Here is a 22,315-nt window from a genome sequence, read left to right on the forward strand (position 1 = left end):
GGACGCCGCGCGCAGTGGCCGTCAAGGATGGCCGTCGCGCCGGCCTCTCCCCACGCTCGACGTTTCCAGGCCACGCCTTGACGGCCGCGAGCACGGCGTCATGCTCAAGGGCGAAAGGGCGTCGCTTTAATGGTTGCTACGCATCTACCTCACCGCGATCGGCGACACCGTGGAGCCCGTGCCGCCTTGAATCTTGAGCGGCTGCATCACGAAGGCGAATTCTCCGATGCCCTTTTGCACGAGCTCATCGAGCTTGAGGTTCTCCAAGAGGTGGATGCCGTTCACCACCAGCGCGACCTGGTGCACCGGAAGCGACAATAGCTTGTCGGGGTTGGGCGCGACCTCGACCGGCCAGTTGTCGGCTCCGAGCAGCATCGGATCCTTGGTGGCAAGCCAGAGCGCGGCCGGCACGCCGATGCCCGGGCAGGATTTCACATAGCGCGGGTTGTCCTTGCCGTAGAGCTTGCCCCAGCCGGTGTGGATGATCACCGCGTCGCCGGGCTGAAGCGTCAGGTTTTGCTTCTTCAGGGCGCCCTCGAGATCGTCGACGGTGATCTCGTAATTGTCACCCAGCATCTCCATGCCCTTGAAGCCCGCGACGTCAATCAGGACGCCGCGCGTGAACAGCGTGCCTACAGTATGGATGCCGAACTTCTTGAAGCCGGTGCGCTCGGAGTTCTCGTCGACCTTCTGGCAATTGTACCAGCTGTTCAGATGGGTCTGGTGCGCAAAGCCGTCGAACTGTGTGCCGACCTGGCCGAGTTCGGTGATGACGATCTCTTCGTTGGAGCCGCGCATGTTGGAGAACTGGTTCATGAAGGTGCGCTTGGTGTGCACGTCGAAGCGCCGCGTCCCGAAGAACGGCATGGTCGGACCGAGCACGTGCGCGAGTTCGATCACCTCGCCGGTCTTGATCAGCTTGGCGGCGTTCATCACCGCCGCGGGCTTCTGGTGATTGGCCGAACCGCGCTCGTCGGCCGCGCCCCATTTCGACGGACAGCGCTGGCTTTCCGCCGGAACGTTCCAGGTCGGTGCCCCCTGCGCGTAAGCGGCGGCGGAAAAGGCAAGCGTGATCGCCGCACCCAATGTGAATCCTTTCATCTGTATCCTCCCAAGAGAGGGTGCTCTGGAAACGGCACCCTGGGGCGGATAGTGCGGTTCCCGTCCAGGCGGTTCAAGTCACGAAACGGGCCTGAGACGATGTGCCATCCCGGCTGGCGGGGCGCTGTTCGGCCTCGCGCTCGGACGCCTGATCAATCGATTGAAGCATCGCCTGCTGCATTGGCTTTGATCGCTGGTCATCCCGAGCGCAGCAACGACGGGTCGAGCGACCGGAGCCGGATCGGGTCGAAGGGCGCAAGATCGGTGCTGCGCGTGACGCCGTCGACGATCAGTTCGGCGAGGGCTTCGCCGGTCGCCGGTGCGTTGAGGATGCCCCAGACGTTATGGCCAGATGCCACGTAGGCGCCCTCGCTCCGTGGTACCTTTCCGATCAGCGGCAGGCCGTCCTGCGTCACCGGACGGAAGCACGCTTGCCGCGCGATGATCCTGTCCGCGCGGAACATTGGTGATAGTCGTTCGGAGATCGCCTGCAGGCGATCGATCGCGCCGGAATCCGGCGTCACGGCAGCCGGGTCGAGCGGCAGCGGGGCCTCGTCGGAGAAGGCGGTGATGTGGGTGCTTCCATCGGCACGGGGGAACACCTCAACCGTCACCACGGCGCCGCTGTCCTCCTGATATTCGAGGAAGAGCGCATCCGCCGGGACATCCTTGCCGGTGTCGTAGACGAGGCTCGGACTTCTCCGCCCGAACACGGCGGGCAGAACCATCCATCCGGCGGCCACCAGCGACCACGGGCCCATTGCGACGACCACGGCGTCTGCCTCGATGACGCCGCCATCGACCTCAACACCCCCGACGCTTGAGCCATCCGCCCGCCGGACGATGCCGGTGATCCGTCCGAGGCGCAGCTCGGTGCCGTGCCCCTGCGCGGCGTTCATCATCGCAGTGGTGAACGCGCGCGGGTGAACGATCGCGGTCGTTGCCGTCGTGCCTAGCCGGGATGCGATGATGACGCCGTCGCACAGCCAATCCAGATCGGCCCGCACGTGCCGACGGGCATCGCGCTCCGCAACGACGTAGCCGCTATAGGCGGTCATGCGGCGGTAGCCCCAATTGCCCGCGATCTCGCCCGGCAGCGCGGCGTGAAGTGCAAAACTTCGCCGCGCCAGCGCGTCGAGTGGAGAGCCGGCGCACCAGTCGAGCGCGAGGAAGCCGCCTGCCTTGCCGGATGCCGCAGCGGCCACCTCGGTGCGTTCCACAACGATGACGTCGATGCCGCGCCGACTGAGGAAGTAGGCTGTGCAGGCGCCGATCACGCCGCCGCCGCAGATCACGACGCGCATGGTTTCTCCGCTAATGAGGCATCATGCTGGAAGGTTGACTCGCAGCCAACTACCGCGCCTTAGTCATGCCGCTTCATGCGTTCCCACGGTCCTCCCTGAACAGATCCAGCTTCTGCTGCACCGGGCGGTCCGAGAAGCTGAACAGGACCGAATCCTCGTCGGCTTCGTGGGTCACCCACTGCCAGCTCGGCACCACGAACAGGTCGCGCGGGCCCCATTCGAAGGTCTGCTCGCCGATCCGGGAGCGGCCGCCGCCTTCGATGGGCGCGAATACCGTGGCGTCGGTGGAGCGGTAGCGCGCGGTCTTGAATCCCTTCGGCAGCAACTGGATGAAGGTGCCGATGGTCGGCATCGCGAAATCGCCGGTGGCGGGATTGGAGAATTTCAGCTTGAGACCGTGGCAGGCATCCCATTCGTCGCGTGCCTTCGCCTGCTCCAGCGCCTCGCGCGTATAATTGTAGGGATAATTGAAGATCGGCGAGGCCTGCGAGGCGCGCTTGAGGTCGACCGGCAGCAGGTTGCGGCCGTAGCGCGCAAAACTGTCGCCGGCGGGCCGCGTGACCTCCTGCTCGTCCTCGGTCGATCCTTCAGCAAAGGATGCATCGAAAAACTGCACCAGCGGAATGTCCAGGCCATCCAGCCAGAACATCGGCTCGGAAGTCTGGTTGCCGTGGTCATGCCATTTCATCGACGGCGTGATCACGAAATCGCCGGGCTCCATTATCGTCCGCTCGCCGTCGACCGAAGTGTGGGCGCCCTTGCCTTCTAGAATGAAGCGCAAGGCCGACTGGCTGTGCCGGTGCGCCGGCGCCACTTCGCCGGGCATCACCAGCTGCACCCCGGCATATAGCGACGTGGTGATCTTCGATTGACCGCGCAGGCCGGGATTTTCGAGCACCAGCACCCGCCGCTCGGCCTCCTTGGCGGTGATGAGCTTGCCGGCTTCCATCATGTAATCGCGGATCGCATCAAAACGCCACAGATGCGGCCGGCACGCGCTCTTCGGCTCCGGCGTGATCAGATCGCCCATCACGGTCCACAGCGCGGTGAGGTTTTCGCCGTCGATCTTGCGATAAAACGCCTCGCGTTCCGGGGTCTTCTGTACGGCGTGATCCATGGTCAGCCTCCCGTCGTTCTTGTTCCGATTATTGACAGCATACTTACAAATTGGGTAGCGTCAATGCGGCCGGCGAGATCGCTGCGAACAAAAGTCCGGGAGGTTTTCGATGAAGCTGCACGGTTATTTCCGCAGCAGTGCGTCGTATCGGGTCAGGATCGCGCTGAACCTGAAGGGTTTGAGCGCAAACCACCTGTCGCATCACCTTCGCAAGGGCGAACAGCGCGACCCCGCTTATCTCGCGATCAATCCGCAAGGTCTGGTTCCGACGCTGCAGGACGACGGCGGCGTCATTCTCACCCAATCCCTCGCCATCATCGAATGGTTAGAGGAAACCCATCCCGAACCGCCGCTGCTGCCGCAGGATCCGCTACGCCGCGGAAAAGTGCGCGCGTTTGCGATGGCGCTCGCCTGCGATACGCATCCGGTGCAGAACCTCAAAGTGCTTGCGCGCTTAAGGCAACTCGGTTTGTCCGAGGCGCAGGTGACCGACTGGGCGGCATGGGCCAACCGTGAGGGCCTTGCCGCGTGCGAAATGCTGATCGCGGGTGAACCGGGTCCGTTCTGCTTTGGCGCGACGCCGACCATTGCCGATCTCTGCCTGGTGCCGCAGCTTTTCAATGCGCGGCGCTTTGGCGTTGCGCTCGAAGCGTTTCCGCGATTGCTGCAAGCCGAATCCGCGGCAAAGGCGATCAAGGCGTTCGCGGACGCCGCACCGGACCGGCAGCCCGATGCCGAATAAACCCGCGCCTGTTACGATGGACGCCGTCTACACCAAGCCCGGATATCTGTTTCGCCGGATGCAGCAGATCGCGGTGGCGATTTTCGTCGAAGAGTGCAAAGCATACGACCTGACGCCGGTGCAATACGCCGCCCTGGTCGCGATCCGCACCCATCCCGGCATCGACGCCACGCGGCTCTCCGCCGTGATCGCCTTCGACCGCTCGACCCTGGGCAACGTGATCGAGCGGCTGGAGAGCAAGGCCTATGTCGAGCGCAAGCCGGGGCGCGAGGACAAGCGCATAAAACTGCTTTATCTGACCAAAGCCGGCGGGGCACTACTGCGCAATATCATGCCTGCGGTCGATCGCGCGCAGGCGCGCATGCTGCAGCCGCTGCGGCCGGCGGATCGCAAGGCGCTGCTGGCGCTGATGACGCAGTTGGTCGATCTCAACAACGAAGCGTCGCGGGTACCGCTGCGGGCCGAGGACGCGCTCGAACATTTCAGGAAATCCGGCTGATGGCGCCGGCGGCGAACATACGGCCTGTGCTGATCGCGGGCGGAGGGATCGGCGGCCTCGCCGTCGCGCTCGGTCTTGCGCAAAAAGGAATCCGCTCGATCCTTCTGGAAAAGGCTGCGGCACTCGGCGAGATCGGCGCGGGCATTCAGCTCGGGCCCAACGCGTTCCATGCCTTCGACTATCTCGGCGTCGGCGAGGCCGCACGCGGGATGGCGGTTTATATCGACCAGCTCCGGCTGATGGATGCGCTGACCGCGGAGGAAATCACTCACGTCGACCTGCGTGATGCCTTTCGCTCCCGCTTCGGCAATCCCTATGCGGTGGTTCATCGCGGCGATCTGCATGGCGTTTTCCTCAAGGCGTGCCAGCACCACGATCTGATCGAATTGCGCGTGAACAGTGAGGTCGTCGGCTATGATCAGGACGGATCGTCCGTGACTGCCCGCCTCGCCTCCGGCGACGGCGTGACCGGATCGCTGCTGATCGGTGCGGACGGACTGTGGTCGAACATCCGCAAGCAGGTGGTCGATGATGGGCCGCCCCGCGTGTCCGGCCACACCACCTATCGCTCGGTGATTCCGACCGACCAGATGCCCGAAGATCTGCGCTGGAACGCGGCTACGCTGTGGGCCGGCCCGAAATGCCATATCGTGCACTATCCGCTGTCGGGCTGGAAGGTGTTCAACCTCGTCGTCACCTATCACAACGACGCACCGGAGCCGGTTGCCGGCAAGCCGGTGTCTGACGAGGAGGTCATGCACGGATTCCAGCATATCCACGCGCGCGCACAAAACATCATCCGTCACGGCAGGAACTGGAAGCTGTGGGTGCTGTGCGACCGGGATCCGGCCGAGCGCTGGGTCGACGGCCGCGTCGTGCTGCTGGGCGATGCCGCCCATCCGATGATGCAGTATTTTGCCCAGGGCGCCTGTATGGCGCTGGAAGACGCGGTGTGCCTGTCGCATATGCTCGATGCGCACCCGGACGCTACCGCCGCCGCGCTTGAGCAGTACAACACGCAGCGCTTCGCGCGCACCGCGCGCGTGCAATTGCTGTCGCGCGCCATTGGCGAACACATCTACCATCCCGCCGGCGAACACGCCCGTATTCGTAACGCGATCATGGCCGCCAAGACGTCGGAAGATTATTACAACGATCTGGCCTGGCTCTACGGTGGGACGGGGCTGGCGAGCTAAGATGGCTTGCCGTTGCCGGCTCGGGTAGCGATCCAGATGATGTGCCGCGCACCGCCGCGTGGTCCATTGGCGCGCAGCCGAACTTCGTCCACGTCGAAGCCGGCCGCGCGGAGGCGTTTGCTAAAATCCGGATCCGGCCCGGATGACCAAACCGCCAGCACGCCACCCGGCCGCAGTGCCGCGCGGGCGGCGCGCAGTCCTTTCAGGTCGTACAGCGCATCATTGGCTTCGCGGGTCAGCGCCTCCGGCCCGTTATCGACATCGAGCAGGATCGCATCCAGGCTCGACGGACGAGACCGGATCAGGCCGCTGACGTCGGCCACGCAAACGCTTACACGCGGATCCGCCAGGCTATCACCAAAAATGCCGGCCATTGGACCTTTGGCCCATGCCAGCACGGCCGGCATCAGTTCGGCAACAATGACCTGCGCTTCGGTCCCGAGCACGGCAAGCGCGGCGCGAAGCGTGAAGCCCATCCCCAAGCCGCCAATCAACAATCGCGGACGGTGGCGCCTTTGAATTCTCTCGCAGGCAAGTGTCGCAAGCGCTTGTTCGGATCCGCTGCGGCGGCTGTTCATCAATTCGTTCTGTCCCAGTATGATCGAGAATTCGGTACCCCGCCGCATGAGGCGAAGTTCGCCGTCTGCGCCGGGCACCTTTGCCGTATCGATCAGGGACCATGGAATCACGAAAATCTCTTCCGTGCGCCAGCCGGCTTGCATGATCGGCTCAACTGCATGCCCTCGCGATTACCTTGCTCAAAGCAACTTGCCGTCGGAGCCAAAAAAGGGATGGGGACCGTCGAATTCGCCGATCGGCACCTGATGCGTCACCACGCTGCCGAATCCCTGCCCCGGAAACCAGGCGTGAAGATGAAATGCCGGCGGCTCTACCTTGAAGGAGGGCGCGCGCAATTTCCCTAAGTCCAGATCGACGGCATGATTTGGCGCCGGGCAAATCGTGACCGCGACGCCGGCAAACATCGTCATGGTCGCGCGATGCACGTGTCCGGCGGCGATGAGCTGAACGCGCGGATAACGTCTGACAATCGCTGCAAGTTCGCCGGCATTGAGGAGATTTTGCCGATCCATGTGCCAGATGCCGGTCATGAACGGCGGATGGTGCAGAAACAGCAGCGCAGGCCGATCCGGCGAGGAGGCCAGGGTTGCATCAAGCCATTGCAGGGTGGCCGCATCGAGATCGCCATGCGGTTCGCCGGGCACGCTGGAATCCAGCAGCACCAGATCAAGCCCGCCGATCTTTATCCGTTGATTGAGCGCTCCGGACGAAGAGGCCTGCGCCAGTTGCGGAAATGCGGCGCGCATCTGCCCGCGCGAATCGTGATTGCCGGGGATGCAGACAAACGGCAGCGCCAGCGGCGCCAGCAGCCGCTTGAGATGCTCGTACTCCTCGGGCGCCGGCGTATCGGCAAGATCGCCGGAAATCACGACAATGTCGGGCCGCGGCCTGAATTCGTTCAACGCAGCCACGCAGCGCTCAAACGCCCTCGCGGTATCGACGCGTCCGTAAGCGAGCGCACCCGGCGGCTTGATATGCAGGTCGGAAATCTGCGCTATGAGAACGGGTCCAGGCGACATTCCGGTTTCGACCTTCAGTTTCCCGGCGGCAGCAGGCGTACGGCATCCGGCGATATCGAAAGCCCAATGCGGTCACCGGACCGGGCCCTTATTGTATTCGGCGCATCGACGGTGAGAGGCTTGTCGGACGCGCCGGCGACGACGATGCGTTGTCTGTCGCCGATAAAGCTGACGCTGTCGATCGTTCCCGTCAGCGAGCCGCTTCCGGCCTCGACGATCCGGATCGTTTCCGGCCGGATCATTGCAACCGCAACCGCGGAGTTGGCATCGCCGACGATCGCCAGCCGTCCACCCGGGAGCATAAGATGGTTATCCACCACCGGCGATTCGATAATGTTGGCCGCACCGATGAATTCGGCCACGAAGCGATTTTTGGGCGTGAAGTAAATGTCGCGCGGCGTGCCGATCTGAGCGATCGTACCCCTTTGCATGACGACGATGCGGTCGCCGAGTTCCATCGCCTCAGACTGATCGTGCGTAACATAGATCGTGGTAATGCCGAGCGCGCGCAGCAAGCGATTGAGTTCGCCGCGCAAGCGATCGCGAAGTGCCGCGTCGAGCGCGGTCAGCGGCTCGTCAAGCAGCAGAATGCCCGGCCGGATTGCCACGGCGCGGGCCAATGCGACGCGCTGGCGCTGGCCGCCGGAGAGCTGGTCGACCCTGCGGCTTTCGAGACCGCCGATGTTGGTGAGCGCGACGAGTTCGGCGACGCGCCCGGCGCGCTCGGTCCTGCCGACGCCGCGGATTTTCAACCCATAGCCGATGTTGTCCGCGACGCTCATATTGGGGAACAGCGCGTAGGACTGAAATACCATGCCGACGTTGCGGCGCTCGATCGGCACCGACGTCATGTCGATACCGTCGAACAGCACCCGGCCGCCCGTGTCCGGCGCTTCGAGTCCTGCGATGATGCGAAGCATGGTGGTCTTGCCGCATCCCGACGGCCCGAGAAGCACCAGTGTTTCGGCGCGTGCAATGTCGAGCGTCGCCCGTTCAAGCGCGCGCGTACCATCGGCAAACGTCTTGCCGCATGCTTCGACACGCACCGACGCCCCATGTCCCACGAACATGCTCATTGCTTCCGCCCTTGATCGGCAAACATCTGCATCGCCACAAGAAGCGGAATAATCATCACAAAGAAAATCAGCGTATAGGCCGAAGCCACCTCCAACCGCATCGATGCGTAGCTGTCGGCAAGACCAATCGGAAGCGTCTTGGTCAATGGCGTGTGCAGCATCCAGGTCAGATTGAACTCTCCGAGCGAAAGCGTGACCACCATCAACGCTCCCGCAAGGATGCCGGGCACTGCGTTCGGAACGATCACGTCGCGAAAACGCCTCCATGGCGATGCCCCGAGCGATGCGGCGCCCTCGTCGAGGGTCTTGATGTCCACGGTCCCGAACACGGCCATTACCGATCGCACCATGAACGGCAGCGTGAAGATCACATGGCCGGCGAGAATGAAAAGCCATGAGCGGCGAAAACTGCCGAAACTGCCATAGGTAAGCAGCAATGCCAACGCGATCGCGAGACCGGGAATCGCCAGCGGCAACGTGATGATTTCTTCGACGATTCGCGAAAGCCGTCCGCCGCGGACGTGCAGTGCGTAGGCTGCGGGAACGCCGACCACGAGGGTAACCGCAAGGGTTGCGAACGCGATCGCGAACGACAGCAGGATCGTCCCGGCATACAGATCCCAGACCTGAAACACCCATTGCAACGTCACCCCGGATCGGATCCCGCGAAAATAATTCACCGTGACTCCGGCCATAATGGAGAGCACGGCGGGCGCCACCAGAAACGCAGCGACCAGCAGCGTGAAAACAAGCTGTCCGGTGAAGATCAGGCGATCACGCATGGCGCTATCCGGCCGCCGCGACGGTGGCGCCGCTGAACGACCGCGCAACGGCGAGGATGGCCCAGGCAATGATACCGAGCCCGACCGACAGCGCCGCCGCCGTGGAGAAATTTGCCGCCAGCGTGAATTCCGTATAGATCAGCATCGGCAGCACGTCGATGTTGGTGGCCAGCGTAAATGCCGTGCCGAAGGCACCCATCGCGGTCGCAAAGGCTATCGCGCCGGATGCCACGAAAGCAGGCCGCAGTGCCGGCAAGACCACGTCGCGCTGCACCGCCCACGGGCCGGCGCCGAGCGAACGCGCGGCTTCTTCGAGGCCGACATCGAGCTTTTGGACCGCGGCCATGATGGTGAGAATGACGCGCGGGATCGAAAAATAGAGATAGCCGAGAAAAAGCCCGTAGATCGAATAGGCGAACACGATTTTCTCGCCAAACACACGGTTCGACAGATCGCCGATCAGGCCTTGCCGTCCGGCAAGCAGGATGATCAGAAAGCCGACCACGACCCCCGGAAACGCCAGCGGAAATGTCAGCATCGCAATCAACACCGCACGACCGGGAAAGCGATGACGCTGCAGGAACATGCCTGCGACGGTCGAAATCGCCAGCGTCACGATGGTCGTCGCAGCCGCCAGGACGACCGTGTTGATAAGAGTCGCGCGATAGCGGGGCTCTGTCAAAATGGCAAGATACCCGGCCAACCCTTGCGGCCCTTCCGCTCCGGTCACCACCAGCCGCGCCATCGGCAGCAGAAAGAATGCCGTCGTCATCACCGCGAGCGGCAGCAGGCACAGCCAGAGAAAGGATTTATGCGACATGGAAGGATGGCGCCCTTGACAGGGCACCATACTGCATCAGCGGACTTCGGCGAGATAGCGGTCGACGAAGCCTTTTTGCATGCTTTCCATCTGTCCCCAGTCGACACTTTTGGCGCGTGCATAGTCGCTGTCCGGCAAGAACTTCGCCTTGACCGCCGCGGGCAGTTCGATCTGGCGCGCCGGCCGCAGATAGGCGTTGGTCCAGATGGCTTGTCCCTTGTCGGACAGAAGATAGTCCATCACCTTCTTGGCCTTGTCCTTGTCCGGCGCATTCTTTACGAGGCCAACCACGTAGGGGAACACCACCGACCCCTCGCACGGGATCACGAATTCGAAACTTCCCTTTTCGGAATATTTGGCGCGATAGGCGTTGAAGTCATAATCGAGCAGGATCGGCACCTCACCGGAAACCACCCGGGCATAGGATGTCTGCTTGGGAACGATCGGGTCGTTCTTCCGCAAGTCCTTGAAGAATGCGATCGCCGGATCGAAATTGGCCGCGGAGCCGCCGAGCGCCAGATTGATCGCAACCGCTCCGACATATCCGACGGCAGCCGACGACGGATCGAGATAACCCACCATCCCGCGATAGTCCGGCTTCAGCAGATCCTTCCAGCAGGCCGGCACGGGTTTGCCACCGAGCGCGTCCTTGTTGACGAACAGTCCGAGCGTTCCGGAATGGATCGTGGTCCAGTATCCATCCGGGTCCTTCAATCCGGCGGCAACCTGGTCCCAGTTGGCCGGCTTGTATGGCTCCAGCGCATCCTGCGCCTTTGCCTTCATGCCGAAGGTGACGCCGAAATAGCCGATATCGCCGACCGGATTGCTTTTCTCCGCGAGGATCTGTGCAAGCGCCTGACCCGAGTTCTTGTTGTCGTGAGGAATGTCGTAGTTGAGATCGGTCTTGATCGCCTTGAGCATCGAGGCCCAGTCCGCCCATTCCGGTGGGCAGTTGTAGCAGATGACATCCGCCGCGTTGGCGGACTGCCACGATGCCGGCAGAGACAGCGCCAGCAATGTCAAGGCAAAACCGACGGACTTCATGGAGGTCTCCAATATTCGGGCAAGCACGTTCCGGGATCAGGATTTCAACACCAACGGGCGATCAAGTATAGGCCGCGCATGAACAATTTGCGACAGTCTGTGATTTGCCCTGCATCGTTCCTGACTTAAGCAGGGCAAAACGGCGTTTGCTGAAGAACCTTGTGGCTACAGCGCGAGGTAGCGCTGGCGGATGCTGTCGTTGGCTTTCAAATCCTCGATCGAAGCGCTGTAGACGATCTGGCCTTTGTCGATGACCGTGGCGTGGCTGGCGAGGCCAAGACAGAAATGCATGTTCTGCTCGGCGATCAAGACCGTCGCGCCGCTGCCGCGCAGCTGGCGCAATAATTCGCCGATCCGCTGCACGATAATCGGCGCGAGGCCCTCGCTGGGTTCGTCCAGCAGCAGCAGCGCCGGATTGCCCATCAGCGTGCGGGCGATGGCCAGCATCTGCTGTTCGCCGCCGGACAGCCGCCCCGCGACCCGGTATCGCAGCGGCTCCAGCAGCGGAAACACGTCATAGATCCGTTTGACCGGCCATTCATCCTGGCCATCCGGGCCTTTCTTCCGGCCGATGACGAGATTGTCTTCGACAGTATGATCCGGAAAGATCTGCCGGTCCTCCGGCACGAAGCCGAGGCCGGCGCGCGCGATGTGATACGGCTTCAGTCCGGAGACCACGCGGCCGTGCAGCGTCACCCTCCCGCGCCGCGCCGGCGCAAGGCCCATGATCGCTTTCATGGTGGTCGACTTGCCGGCGCCGTTGCGGCCGAGCAGCGCCATGGTTTCGCCCGGCTGCACCGACAACCCGACGCCGAACAGGATCTGGCTGGTACCGTAATAGACGTCGAGGTCCTCGACCTGAACGACCGGCTGCGTGCTCATGTCACCGCCCCTGCGTGATGTTCGGTGCCGAGATATGCCTCGATCACTTTCGGATTGCGGCGGATCGCATCCGGCGTCCCGGTGGCGAGAATACGGCCGTAGCACAGCACCACGATCGACGGCGCGATCTTGAAGACGATGTCCATGTCGTGCTCGATGAACACAACCGTGATCTTCTGCCGCTCCCAGAGTTCGTGGACCTTGTCGATCATCCGCCAGCGCTCTTCGGTGCCCATGCCGGCCGTGGGCTCGTCCAGCAGCAGCACCTGCGGATCGAGCACCAGCGCCAGCGCGATGTCGAGCAGCTTCTGGTCGCCATGGGACAGCGTCGCCGCGGTACGGTCGCGCTTGGCCGTGAGACCCAGCACCTCCATCGCATGTTCGGCGCGATCACGCGTCTCGGCGAGCGGAAAACGCCGATGCAGCACGCTGGCACGGCGCTGATCGGCGCACACCGCGGCCAGCATCGTTTCGTGCACCGTCAGCGACGGAAAGATGCTCGCCACCTGAAATGCCCGCCCGATACCGTGACGCACAATGTCGGGAGGCGAGCGTCCCGCCATATCAGTCCCGTTGAACAGGATGCGGCCGCTATCCGGCTGCAGCGCACCCGTAATCAGATTAAAGAACGTGCTTTTACCCGCGCCATTGGGGCCGATCACCGCGGTGAGCGACCCGTCGGCAAAATTCAACGTGATGTCATCGGCCGCCTTGACGCCGCCGAATGATTTGGAAAGGTGCTGTATCTCGAGCATGGCTAGCCGTCCGCCTCCCCGAGCCTGCAATGACTTTTGCACGCATTCATCTTGCGCGCTCCTTCGAACCGTCGCGCCGCTGCTCGTACCACTCGACCGCGAAGTCCATCAGGCCCTTGCGCAGACCAATCGCGAAAAACAGGATCACGATGCCAAGTACAATTCCGTAATGCTCGGTCAAGCGCGTGACGGTGTCGTTGAGGAGCAGCAGCAGCACGGTGCCGACCATGGGACCCAGGAAGGTGGTGACGCCGCCAAGCATGTTGATGAAGATGCCCTCGCCCGAAATCGTCCAGTATGCGAATTCCGGATAGGCGCCCGACACGAACAGGCTCATGATGATGCCGCCGGTGCTCGCGAACAAAGCCGCCAGCACGAAGACGGCGAGTTTGGCGCGCCAGACGTCGATACCGACGAAGCTGGCGCGAGCGGCGTTGTCGCGGATCATGCGCAGGGTGTAGCCGAACGGCGATTGCGCGATCTGCCGCATCAGCAGCAGCCCGATCACGAGCAGCGCGCAGCTCACGACATACAGCTGCACATGGTTGGTCAGATCGATGCCGAAGAACGCCGGGCGCGGGATGCCGCCGCGCAGCCCCTGATCGCCTCCGGTCAGCGAGACCCATGACAGGATCACGCTGTGGATCAGCATCTGGAACGCCAGCGTGACGAAGGCGAAGTAGATCTCCTTGAGCCGCACGCAGATGGCGCCGATCGCAGCTGAAACGATGGCCGTGAGCAGTAAGGTTGCGAGGAACGCGACCGGGACCGGTACGCCGGTGCGCTGCATGATCAACCCGAAACCGTAAGCGCCAAGGCCGAAGAACATGCCGTGACCGAACGAGATCATGCCGGTATAGCCCACCAGCAGATTGAGCGAGGTCGCGAACAGGCCGAACGCCGAGCAGCGGATCACGAAATCGAGCAGCGCCTTGCTGCTGAACAGGAAGGGTAGCGTCGCCAGCATTGCAAACGCGGCGATGGCAATCAGCACGTCGACATAGCGCGAGCGCTGCGATTTGGCTTCGATGCGCGGGACCTCCCGGGGTTCGCCGCCGCGTTCGGCCTGCAGTTCGGTCATGCTACTTCCTTGCCGAACAGACCGGTGGGCCGGGCGACCAGAACGATCACCATGAACAGGTACATCAGGCCTTCGGTGAACAGCGGGAAGCCGAGCGATCCGAACGACCGGATCAGGCCAATCAGAAGCGCCCCGATCAGCGCGCCGAGTATGGAGCCCATGCCGCCGATCACGGTGACGATGAAGGATTCGATCAGCACCGAAAATCCCATGCCGGGGGTCAGCGAACGCACCGGTGCGGCGAGCGCGCCGGCGAGGCCGGCCAGCATGCCGCCAAGCGCGAACACGCCGCCATAGATCAACCCGGTGTTGATCCCAAGCGCGGACACCATGCTCGGATTATGGGCGGCGGCCCTGATCACCTTGCCGAGCCTGGTGCGGGCAAGACCGAGACCGAGGATGGCCGCAACCGCGAGCGCAACGCCGATCAACAGCAGATAATATGGCGGCACCACGCCGCCGGCGATGAACAGCGGCGGCACCTGAAACGCGGCAGGCATTCCCATGGCGCGGAATTCGGGGCCCCATATCAACTTCACGATGTCGTCGAAGATCAGAACGAAGGCGTAGCAGACCAGAAGCTGCATCAGCACGTCGCCGCCATAGACGCGGCTCATGAACACGCGCTCGAACGCCAGCCCGAGGATGGCGGTGCCGATTGCGCCGCAGAGCAGCGCCAGCGCGAAGCTGCCGGTCAACTGATAGGCCGTCATCGCAAAATAGGCGCCGAACATATAGAACGCGCCATGGCTGAAATTGACGACCTTGAGCACGCCGAAAATCAGCGTCAGCCCGACGGCCACCAGAAACAACAGCATTCCAATGATGAAGCCGCTGGTGGTCTGCGTCACCAGACAGGCGGAGCTGGTGAGACAGCCGGTGAGCGCATCGAGGTCCAAGGAAGCTGCCCGTTACAATTGTGACTTTGTATTTCGTCATTACGAGGAGCGCTTGCGACGAAGCAGTCCAGTCTTTGTAGCTCAAAGACTGGACTGCTTCGCGGAGCCTGTCATCGGGCGGCGCTTTGCGCCGACCCGTTGGCTCGCAATGACAGTGCTGCGGCATGGTCACCGACCGTTACCGGCCAGACCACGCAGCATTATCCGCTCAGGTATAGCCCTTGGTCTTCTTCCATTCGGCTTCAAGCGCCAGGATCTGCTTCCAGTCGCCGCTCTTCACCTCTGGAACATAGGGCTCGTTGGGAATCGTGGTGCCCCAGCCGATGGCATAGCCGATCAGGGTCTGGTCTTCGGCCCGCATCGTTACGGTGCCGTCGGCGCCGAACGGAGATTTGATGGTCAGACCGCGCATCGCGTCTGCGATTTTCTTGCCGTCCGCGGAATTGGCCTTCCTGGAAGCTTCGGCGAGCAGCATCACCGCGGTCGCATTCTCCCACGACCAGTTGGTGGGATACTCATTGAACTTCGCCTTGTAGGCGTCGCCCCACGCCGCGTTCTCGGCGGTCGCCGGATAGGTTTTGATGTAACGATTGCCGGAGTGGATGCCCTTCGGCAGGTTCTTAACGACGGTCAGCGCCGTATAGTCGGCCATGTTGACGGCAAACACTTCCATCTGACCGAACAGCGCGTAGATGTTGGCCTGATCGATATAGGACGTCAGATCACCACCCCACAGCGCGGAATACATTGCCTGGGGTTTCGCCTGCAGAATCTTGGTCACTACCTCGGTGTAATCGGGCTGGAACAGTTTCGGCCAGGCGTCGCTGATGATCTCGACGTCCGGCGCAAATTGCTTGAGGTAGTAGACAAACTCTCCCGTCGTATCGCGGCCATAGGCATAGTCCGGCGAACAGGTTGCCCATCGCTTCAATCCCTTGGCCTTGGCGATGGCAGCGGCATAGCCGCCGCCGACGATCGAATCGTGCACGCCCTGGCGCGCGGTACGGAACGCGTTCGGAATGTGCTGCTTGGGATCAGCCGTCAGCGACGATGTTTCCGAATTGGTATGGATGCAGAAGACGCCGAGATCGCGCGCGACCTCATGCACGGCAAACGCTCCAGATGAGGCCTCGGCATCGATCAGAAGCTCGCAGCCATCGGTGTTGACAAGCTCGCGCGCGACGCGCGCGGCTTCCTGCGGCTGACCCTTGGAGTCGCGGATCACCATCTCGATGGTCCGGCCGGCGAGTCCGCCCGCGGCATTGACCTTGTCGACCTCGATCATGACCGCATTGCGCGACGACGTCCCGAGTTGCGCGACACGGCCCGACAGGATCGTCGGCATTCCAATTTTGATGGTCTTGGCTTGCGCGCGCGCCACCCATGGCGTCGCGAAGGTGACCGCGCCGGCGCCCATCAGCGCCAGCGTCGAACGCCGGCTCATGCCCGGCTTGCGGGTTTTCGTCATGCTGCCCTCCTCGACGGGTGTGCGTCCCTAAAATCCCTGTCGGAGATCGTGTCGTCTCCATGCCGCGAGAATTTCAGAGATAACGGGGTGACGTCAAGCCAAATATGAATTACGAGTCAGAATTCATATTAGGTACAGAATCGGTTTTCGGGACGAATTAGCGAGTTCTAGACAACCAATGATCAACTTATCGAGCTTCATCGCGTTTCATGCCCGGCAGATGCCGGAACGCTGTGCGCTGAAATACCGCGGCGTGGAAACCTCCTACGCCGCGTTCGACGAGCGGATTGCGATCGTCGGGGGCTGGCTGGCCTCGCGCGGCATCGGCCGCGATGACGTGGTCGCGGTGTTGATGAAAAACAGCGCCGCGTTTCTCGACATCGCTTTTGCGGTAAGTCATGTCGGCGCGATTTTCCTGCCTATCAACTTCCGCCTGTCATCGGACGAAGTCGCCTACATCGTCGAAAATTCCGGCGCGCGCATTCTCATTGCCGATGAAGAATTCGCCGCCAGCGCGGCGGGCGACACGCCGGTCGTCCTGGTCGATGAAGCCGCGCAGGCGAGCGCCGCGCGCCTTGCGCCGGACGCCAGGCCTGCGCCGGCGCATCGCCGGCTTCCGTCCGATCTGATGCGGCTGATGTACACCTCGGGCACCACCGACCGCCCCAAGGGCGTGATGCTGACCTATGAGAACATCTACTGGAAATCGGCCGACCATGTGCTGGCGCTCGCTCTCAGCCGGGATACGCGGCTTCTGGTTGCCGGCCCGCTCTACCATGTCGGCGCGCTCGATCTGCCGGGAATCGCCGTGCTGTGGCAAGGCGGAATGCTCAGCATCCAGCGCGATTTCGATGCCGGGCGATGCCTCGCCGCCATCGAAGCCGATCGGCTCAACGGGGCATGGCTTGCGCCGGTGATGACGACCGCGATCCTGACTTGCCCCGAGCGCGCGCACCACGATGTCTCCAGCCTGCGATGGGCCATTGGCGGCGGAGAAAAGACCCCGGAGGCGCGCATTCGTGCCTTCTCGCAATATTTCACCAACGCCCGCTACATCGACGCCTATGGACTGACGGAAACTTGCGGCGGCGACACCTTCATGGAGCCAGGATTCGAGATCGCCAAAATCGGATCCACCGGCCGCGCCGTCGCCCATGTCGAGATCGAGATCCGTGACGATGCAGGAGACCCCGTGGCGCGAGGCGAGAGCGGAGAGATTTGTCTGCGCGGACCGAAGGTCACGCCCGGATACTGGAAAGACCCCGAGAAAACCGCGGCGGCGTTTTTCGGCGACTGGTTCCGCAGCGGCGACATCGGTCATCTCGACGACGACGGGTTTCTCTACCTGAACGATCGCAAGAAAGACATGATCATCTCCGGCGGCGAGAATATTGCATCATCCGAGGTCGAGCGCGTCATCTACGAATTGCCGGACGTGCGCGAAGTGGCGGTCATCGGCATGCCCGACGAACGCTGGGGCGAGCGCCCGGTCGCGGTGGTGGCGCTCGCCGAAGGCTCCAAGCTGGATATGGCGGCGCTCAAAGATCATTGCCGGTCGCGGCTGGCCTCATTCAAGATACCTAAACAGTTGGTCGTCCGCGACAGCTTGCCGCGTAATCCGTCCGGCAAGGTGCTCAAGCGCGTGCTGCGCGCCGAACTTGAGGCAAGCGCATGACGCAAACTCCCGAGGCGGCATCCGGAAAAGTGACAAAGCTCAACCGGGTCCAGCGCAACGCATGGACCAAGCGCAAGATTTTCGACGCCGCCACCAAGACAGTAGGGAAGTACGGTTACGCCGAGGCATCCGTTGCGCGCATCACCGAAGAAGCGGGCGTCGCGCAGGGCACGTTCTACAACCATTTCGAGAACCGCCAGGAGTTGCTTGATCAACTGCTGCCGATGATCGGGACGGACATGGTGCGCTTCATCCGAGAGCGAACCCGCGCGGATCGCGCCGCAACGCAGGAACTCGACCGGTTTCGCGCCTTTTTCGACTTCATCCGCCAGGTCCCGGAATTCCTGCGCATTCTCAACGAAGCCGAGTTTTTCGCGCCCATCGGCTATCAAAAGCATCTCGACAACATTTCAACGGCCTACGTCCGTATCCTGAAACGCGCACGCAATGCCGGCGAGGCCGATGACTTCAGCGACGAGGAATTCGAAGCCATCGTTCACATGTTCATGGGCGCGCGCGGCTACCTCAGCCGCCGTTATTCCTACTCCGACGGCACCGTCACCGCCGTCCCGGATCATGTCATCTCGGCTTATGAGAAGCTGATTACGCGCGGATTGTTTAGCCCGCGGGAGGACGAGCAGCGGTGACGCCAACGACGCAGGATGACACGAGGCTATGAACATCGAGACGCCGCGCAAGGAGCTCGATCTGCCGTCGGCCATCGCCGAAGGCGATATCCGTGTCTTGCTGATGGTTCTGGTTCATATGACCGGCGATACCAGCTGGCTGGAGCCGCCCTACAAACCTAGGCGCGACGTCCGCCTGATTCCCGATCCCGAAGCGGGGGTGCCGAAGGACATTCAGGACAAAATCCGCACCGCTGTGCTCAAATTGTTCGCGAACGGCGAACCCGAGCCCGCGATCACCGATCCCGGCGATGAACTGATGCTGAAGATGATGCGCGCCTGCCTCGGTGAAAACGTTGCGCCGGAATATGCGCCGCTGATGCGCGAGGAGATGGGCTTTGTGCCACGCGAGGCACGCTGGGCCGAGCGCCTGCCCCACGATGCTTTGACCAAGCAGCATGTATTGATCGTCGGCGCGGGTGTCTGTGCCATTGGGTTGGGTGTCGCGCTCGGCCGGCTCGGCATTCCCTACACCATCGTCGAGAAAAACGACGAACTCGGCGGCACCTGGTACGTCAATCGATACCCCGGCTGCGGCGTCGATACGCCGAACCACTCCTATTCGTTCTCTTTCGGCGCGCGAAACCAATGGACCCGTTACTTTGCGCAACGCGAGGAACTCCTTGATTATCTCAAGAAGGTCGCGCTCGAACATGACGTTCGCAGCCACATCCGTTTCAGCACGAAACTGACGTCATCGCAGTGGGACGAGACCAACCGTCGCTGGATTTCGACCCTGCAGACCGGCAACGGCACCGAGAATTTCGAATCCGCCGTCCTCGTCAGCGCGATCGGCCAACTCAATGATCCATCGCCCGCCCATTTCAAAGGCGAACAAGATTTTGCCGGAACGAGGCTCCACTCCGCGTTGTGGTCTGATGACATCAGGGTCGATGGGAAGCACGTCGCCGTCATCGGTACCGGTGCGACCGCGATGCAGCTCGTGCCTTCGATCTCCGACCGCGTTGCGTCGGTCGCCATCTACCAGCGATCCGCGCAATGGTCGCGTCCGGTCGCCGGCTATTCGGATCCCATAACGGAAGGCGCGCAATGGCTGCTCGCCCATCTGCCGTTTTACGTGCAGTGGTATCGTTTCAACATGTTCTGGCGCTACGGCGACGGACTGCTGCCGTTCCTGCGCAAGGATCCGAACTGGCCGTATCCCGAGCGTGCCGTCAACAAAGGCAATGACCGGCATCGGGAAGAGCTTACGGACTTCATTCACTCCGAACTGAGGGAGCGGCCCGACCTGATCGAGAAATGCGTGCCGACCTATCCGCCCTACGGTAAACGCATCCTGCTCGACAACGGCTGGTTTCGGACGCTGACCAAACCAAATGTCGAACTGGTCACCGACAGGATCGAGCATTTTGCTCGCGAAGGCATCGTCACATCGGACGGAAAATTGCGGCCGGCCGATATCATCGTCGTTTCGACGGGTTTCAAGGTTACGGAGATGGCGGCACGCCTTAATATTACCGGGCGTAGCGGCAAGCGTCTCGCCGATGTCTGGGCCGGCGACAATCCGACGGCCTATCTCGGCCTGACGGTGCCGGATTTTCCCAACTTCTTCTGCATGCTCGGTCCCAATTCCGGTCCGGCGCATGGCGGCAGCGTGATCTTCCAGTCGGAATGCCAGAGCCGCTACATCACCGCCTGCCTTGTTGACATGATCGAGCGCGGCATCGCCGCCATCGACGTCCGTCAGGACGTCCACGACCGGTATGTCCGTGAGGTCGACGCCGAACATGAGCAGATGATCTGGACCCACCCGGGAATGACGACCTACTACCGCAACAAGCAGGGCCGGGTTTTTTCCGCCATGCCGTGGCGGTTCGTGGACTACTGGGCCATGACCCATGACCCGGATTTGAGTGTATATCGTCAGACCAGGGCCTGAATGGGCGACACGCATTCGGCGTGACCAATTCGCAAGGACGTACGATGGAAAAGCCGAGCGTGCGCGTCTACACCGATTATAAAAGCCCCTACGCCTTCGTCGCCAACAAGGCGATCTTCGCGCTGGAGCAAGAGCATGGCGTTCAGCTTGAATGGCTGCCCTACACCTTAAGAATCCCGGAATTCATGGGCAGCGTCGAGGCGCGCACGCCGCACTTTTGGCGCAAGGTGCGCTACCTCTATATGGACGCGCGCCGCTTTGCCAACGCTCAAGGCCTTACGATCAAGGGCTCAAAGCGAATCTACGATGCGTTCTATTCCAGCGCCGGCATGCTGTTTGCGCAGCGTCATGGAATTTTTCAGGCCTACCACGACACGGTTTTCAAACGGTTCTGGAGCCATGACCTCGAACTCGACGAACTCGCCGACATTTCCGGCGTGATCGCTTCGATCGGCGGCTCCGCAAAGGACTTCGAAGCCTACGTCAACGGCCCGGCCCGCCAAGAGCATGACCGCATCATCGATGAGGCGGAGGCGCTCGGCGTGTTCGGGGTGCCGACCATGGTATTCAACGGCGAACTGTTCTGGGGCGGCGATCGCATCGCCCTGCTGATCGAGCGCATCCGCGCCCCGGAAACCATCGCGGCCGCGCTTGGCAGCCGAAGACCGAAATGACGATCATCCCTTAAGATGCGGCCAGCATCCGGTCCGCTCCAGAATCGGCCGCAGCGCCCCTCGGTGTTCGGCGTCCAGCGCGGCGAATTTTGCACGGATCAGATTGAGACATTTGACCTGATACTTGAACGGAGACAGGGCGTAAGACAGACCCCAGACACTGATCTGCAGCCGTTCGAGGCCGTTCGCAAAAGCTTCCGCATTGGCGACAAGAAACGGCAGATAAAGTTCACCGGCAATCCTCAGCAGCGCTTCGGCCATGCCGGACAGCGCTTGCTCTTGCGGGTACCAGGCTCCCACGACGCCTGAGGCATCATCCAGCCGCCGCGTCCAGTGGTCGGTAAAGGGCGCCTGCTCCCGCATGATCCGCATCGGCGTCGGATCGGTCGCAAGCTCGCTCAACTGACCGAACCATGCGAAATCCGCGAGCGATGGCCGGCTTCCGAAAAGATACTTTGTCATTCCGACATGAGGCTCGAACGCGGCCAGAATTCGGTGGTAGCTCTCTGCCAGCAATGGCTTGTTTTCGGCCGTCGCGCCGAGGATGGGCATACGGGAAATCTGCCTGCGGCGGAAATGCTCGACTTCTTCGGCGCTGCCGGGCTCCGCCTCCGACACCGACCATTCTTCAGCCGCCCATCGGGAGACGTAGGCCTGATCCTCAAGGTCCCACCACCGATAAAGGAAAAGCGGTTTAACAGCCCACTCGTCGGCCAGGTCTTCGAGAAGATCACAAACAAAGGCCACTGCCTTGTCTTCCGGAATGACGGACCGATCCGGGTGCCGGGCTTCCAGGTCGTAGGCTAGTGTTGTGGTCTCACCTCGAAAAGTTCCGTCCGGGTATTGAAGAACCGGAATCAGGTTCGGGCGCAGGTGCTGGGTCTGTTTTCGCAGAGCCTTGGTCATAATGACCCAATCGAACGGAATCCTTCGATAGCGCAGCAGCGCGCGCATTTTGATCGCATAGGGAGATGCCGTCGATCCAATCAGCCGATAGCGCCCTTCCATCATGGTCG

The 22,315-nt window shown here is 62.2% G+C and carries 22 protein-coding genes; 7 read left to right on the top strand and 15 right to left on the bottom strand.

Annotation, left to right across the window (positions count from 1 at the left end; all coding sequences use genetic code 11):
• Positions 1-144: 144 nt before the first annotated feature.
• The 3 genes from VGP39_RS16010 to gtdA all read right to left on the bottom strand — a co-directional run bounded on the left by VGP39_RS16010 (position 145) and on the right by gtdA (position 3,522).
• Positions 145-1,101: a cyclase family protein gene (locus VGP39_RS16010; RefSeq protein WP_327569078.1), complete on the bottom strand. Its 957-nt coding sequence runs from the start codon at positions 1,099-1,101 to the stop codon at positions 145-147.
• A 197-nt stretch (positions 1,102-1,298) separates the two neighbouring features.
• Positions 1,299-2,405 carry an FAD-dependent oxidoreductase gene (locus VGP39_RS16015; protein WP_327569079.1) on the bottom strand — a complete coding sequence of 369 codons (1,107 nt, stop codon included), beginning with the start codon at positions 2,403-2,405 and terminating at the stop codon, positions 1,299-1,301.
• 73 nt (positions 2,406-2,478) lie between these two features.
• A complete protein-coding gene (gtdA, locus tag VGP39_RS16020) occupies positions 2,479-3,522 on the bottom strand; it encodes a gentisate 1,2-dioxygenase (RefSeq protein WP_327569080.1) in 1,044 nt (347 codons plus the stop codon).
• A gap of 109 nt (positions 3,523-3,631) precedes the next feature.
• On the opposite strand from gtdA, the gene maiA reads away from it, so the two are divergent.
• The 3 genes from maiA to VGP39_RS16035 are packed head-to-tail and all read left to right on the top strand — an operon-like array spanning position 3,632 to position 5,959.
• Complete coding sequence (maiA, locus tag VGP39_RS16025) at positions 3,632-4,264, top strand: maleylacetoacetate isomerase (protein ID WP_327569081.1); 633 nt, start codon at positions 3,632-3,634, stop codon at positions 4,262-4,264.
• The gene (locus tag VGP39_RS16030; RefSeq protein WP_327569082.1) at positions 4,254-4,763 is read left to right on the top strand and encodes a MarR family transcriptional regulator; all 510 of its coding nucleotides are present in this window, start codon (positions 4,254-4,256) and stop codon (positions 4,761-4,763) included. The genes maiA and VGP39_RS16030 overlap by 11 nt, the downstream gene beginning before the upstream one ends.
• Complete coding sequence (locus VGP39_RS16035; protein WP_327569083.1) at positions 4,763-5,959, top strand: 3-hydroxybenzoate 6-monooxygenase; 1,197 nt, start codon at positions 4,763-4,765, stop codon at positions 5,957-5,959. The genes VGP39_RS16030 and VGP39_RS16035 overlap by 1 nt, the downstream gene beginning before the upstream one ends.
• Here VGP39_RS16035 and VGP39_RS16040 read toward each other — a convergent pair.
• The 11 genes from VGP39_RS16040 to VGP39_RS16090 form a co-directional block, all read right to left on the bottom strand.
• Positions 5,956-6,648: a spermidine synthase gene (locus VGP39_RS16040; RefSeq protein WP_327569104.1), complete on the bottom strand. Its 693-nt coding sequence runs from the start codon at positions 6,646-6,648 to the stop codon at positions 5,956-5,958. The two genes, VGP39_RS16035 and VGP39_RS16040, sit on opposite strands and share 4 nt — an antisense overlap.
• Before the next feature lie 69 nt (positions 6,649-6,717).
• Positions 6,718-7,557, bottom strand: coding sequence for a phosphodiesterase (locus VGP39_RS16045; protein WP_327569084.1), 840 nt, complete (start codon positions 7,555-7,557; stop codon positions 6,718-6,720).
• A 14-nt stretch (positions 7,558-7,571) separates the two neighbouring features.
• Positions 7,572-8,633 (bottom strand): ABC transporter ATP-binding protein, encoded by a 1,062-nt coding sequence (locus VGP39_RS16050; RefSeq protein ID WP_327569085.1) that lies wholly within the window; start codon positions 8,631-8,633, stop codon positions 7,572-7,574.
• On the bottom strand, positions 8,630-9,415 hold the full coding sequence (locus tag VGP39_RS16055; RefSeq protein WP_327569086.1) for an ABC transporter permease: 786 nt from the start codon (positions 9,413-9,415) through the stop codon (positions 8,630-8,632). The genes VGP39_RS16050 and VGP39_RS16055 overlap by 4 nt, the downstream gene beginning before the upstream one ends.
• 4 nt (positions 9,416-9,419) lie before the next feature.
• Positions 9,420-10,235 carry an ABC transporter permease gene (locus VGP39_RS16060; RefSeq protein ID WP_327569087.1) on the bottom strand — a complete coding sequence of 272 codons (816 nt, stop codon included), beginning with the start codon at positions 10,233-10,235 and terminating at the stop codon, positions 9,420-9,422.
• A gap of 36 nt (positions 10,236-10,271) precedes the next feature.
• Positions 10,272-11,279: an ABC transporter substrate-binding protein gene (locus VGP39_RS16065; protein WP_327569088.1), complete on the bottom strand. Its 1,008-nt coding sequence runs from the start codon at positions 11,277-11,279 to the stop codon at positions 10,272-10,274.
• 165 nt (positions 11,280-11,444) lie between these two features.
• Complete coding sequence (locus VGP39_RS16070) at positions 11,445-12,161, bottom strand: ABC transporter ATP-binding protein (protein WP_327569089.1); 717 nt, start codon at positions 12,159-12,161, stop codon at positions 11,445-11,447.
• A complete protein-coding gene (locus VGP39_RS16075) occupies positions 12,158-12,916 on the bottom strand; it encodes an ABC transporter ATP-binding protein (RefSeq protein WP_327569090.1) in 759 nt (252 codons plus the stop codon). Before VGP39_RS16075 ends, VGP39_RS16070 begins: the two co-directional genes overlap by 4 nt.
• 46 nt (positions 12,917-12,962) lie before the next feature.
• Positions 12,963-13,997: a branched-chain amino acid ABC transporter permease gene (locus VGP39_RS16080; RefSeq protein WP_327569091.1), complete on the bottom strand. Its 1,035-nt coding sequence runs from the start codon at positions 13,995-13,997 to the stop codon at positions 12,963-12,965.
• On the bottom strand, positions 13,994-14,896 hold the full coding sequence (locus VGP39_RS16085) for a branched-chain amino acid ABC transporter permease (protein ID WP_327569092.1): 903 nt from the start codon (positions 14,894-14,896) through the stop codon (positions 13,994-13,996). Before VGP39_RS16085 ends, VGP39_RS16080 begins: the two co-directional genes overlap by 4 nt.
• A 208-nt stretch (positions 14,897-15,104) precedes the next feature.
• Positions 15,105-16,364 carry an ABC transporter substrate-binding protein gene (locus VGP39_RS16090; RefSeq protein ID WP_327569093.1) on the bottom strand — a complete coding sequence of 420 codons (1,260 nt, stop codon included), beginning with the start codon at positions 16,362-16,364 and terminating at the stop codon, positions 15,105-15,107.
• A gap of 178 nt (positions 16,365-16,542) precedes the next feature.
• Here VGP39_RS16090 and VGP39_RS16095 point away from each other — a divergent pair, with 178 nt between their 5' ends.
• Genes VGP39_RS16095 through VGP39_RS16110 form a run of 4 tightly spaced genes read left to right on the top strand, consistent with a single transcriptional unit; the run spans position 16,543 to position 21,299 of the window.
• Entirely contained in the window at positions 16,543-18,039 is a 1,497-nt protein-coding gene (locus tag VGP39_RS16095; RefSeq protein ID WP_327569094.1) for an AMP-binding protein, read from the top strand.
• Positions 18,036-18,686, top strand: coding sequence for a TetR/AcrR family transcriptional regulator (locus VGP39_RS16100; protein ID WP_327569095.1), 651 nt, complete (start codon positions 18,036-18,038; stop codon positions 18,684-18,686). Before VGP39_RS16095 ends, VGP39_RS16100 begins: the two co-directional genes overlap by 4 nt.
• A gap of 28 nt (positions 18,687-18,714) precedes the next feature.
• Positions 18,715-20,625, top strand: coding sequence for an NAD(P)/FAD-dependent oxidoreductase (locus tag VGP39_RS16105; RefSeq protein ID WP_327569096.1), 1,911 nt, complete (start codon positions 18,715-18,717; stop codon positions 20,623-20,625).
• Positions 20,626-20,669: 44 nt separating this feature from the next.
• On the top strand, positions 20,670-21,299 hold the full coding sequence (locus VGP39_RS16110) for a 2-hydroxychromene-2-carboxylate isomerase (protein ID WP_327569097.1): 630 nt from the start codon (positions 20,670-20,672) through the stop codon (positions 21,297-21,299).
• Positions 21,300-21,302: 3 nt separating this feature from the next.
• Here VGP39_RS16110 and VGP39_RS16115 read toward each other — a convergent pair whose 3' ends face one another.
• The gene (locus VGP39_RS16115) at positions 21,303-22,310 is read right to left on the bottom strand and encodes a glutathione S-transferase family protein (RefSeq protein ID WP_327569098.1); all 1,008 of its coding nucleotides are present in this window, start codon (positions 22,308-22,310) and stop codon (positions 21,303-21,305) included.
• Between the last annotated feature and the right edge of the window lie 5 nt (positions 22,311-22,315).

Origin of the sequence: Bradyrhizobium sp., from assembly GCF_036009065.1 — a bacterium.
Classification (GTDB): domain Bacteria; phylum Pseudomonadota; class Alphaproteobacteria; order Rhizobiales; family Xanthobacteraceae; genus Bradyrhizobium.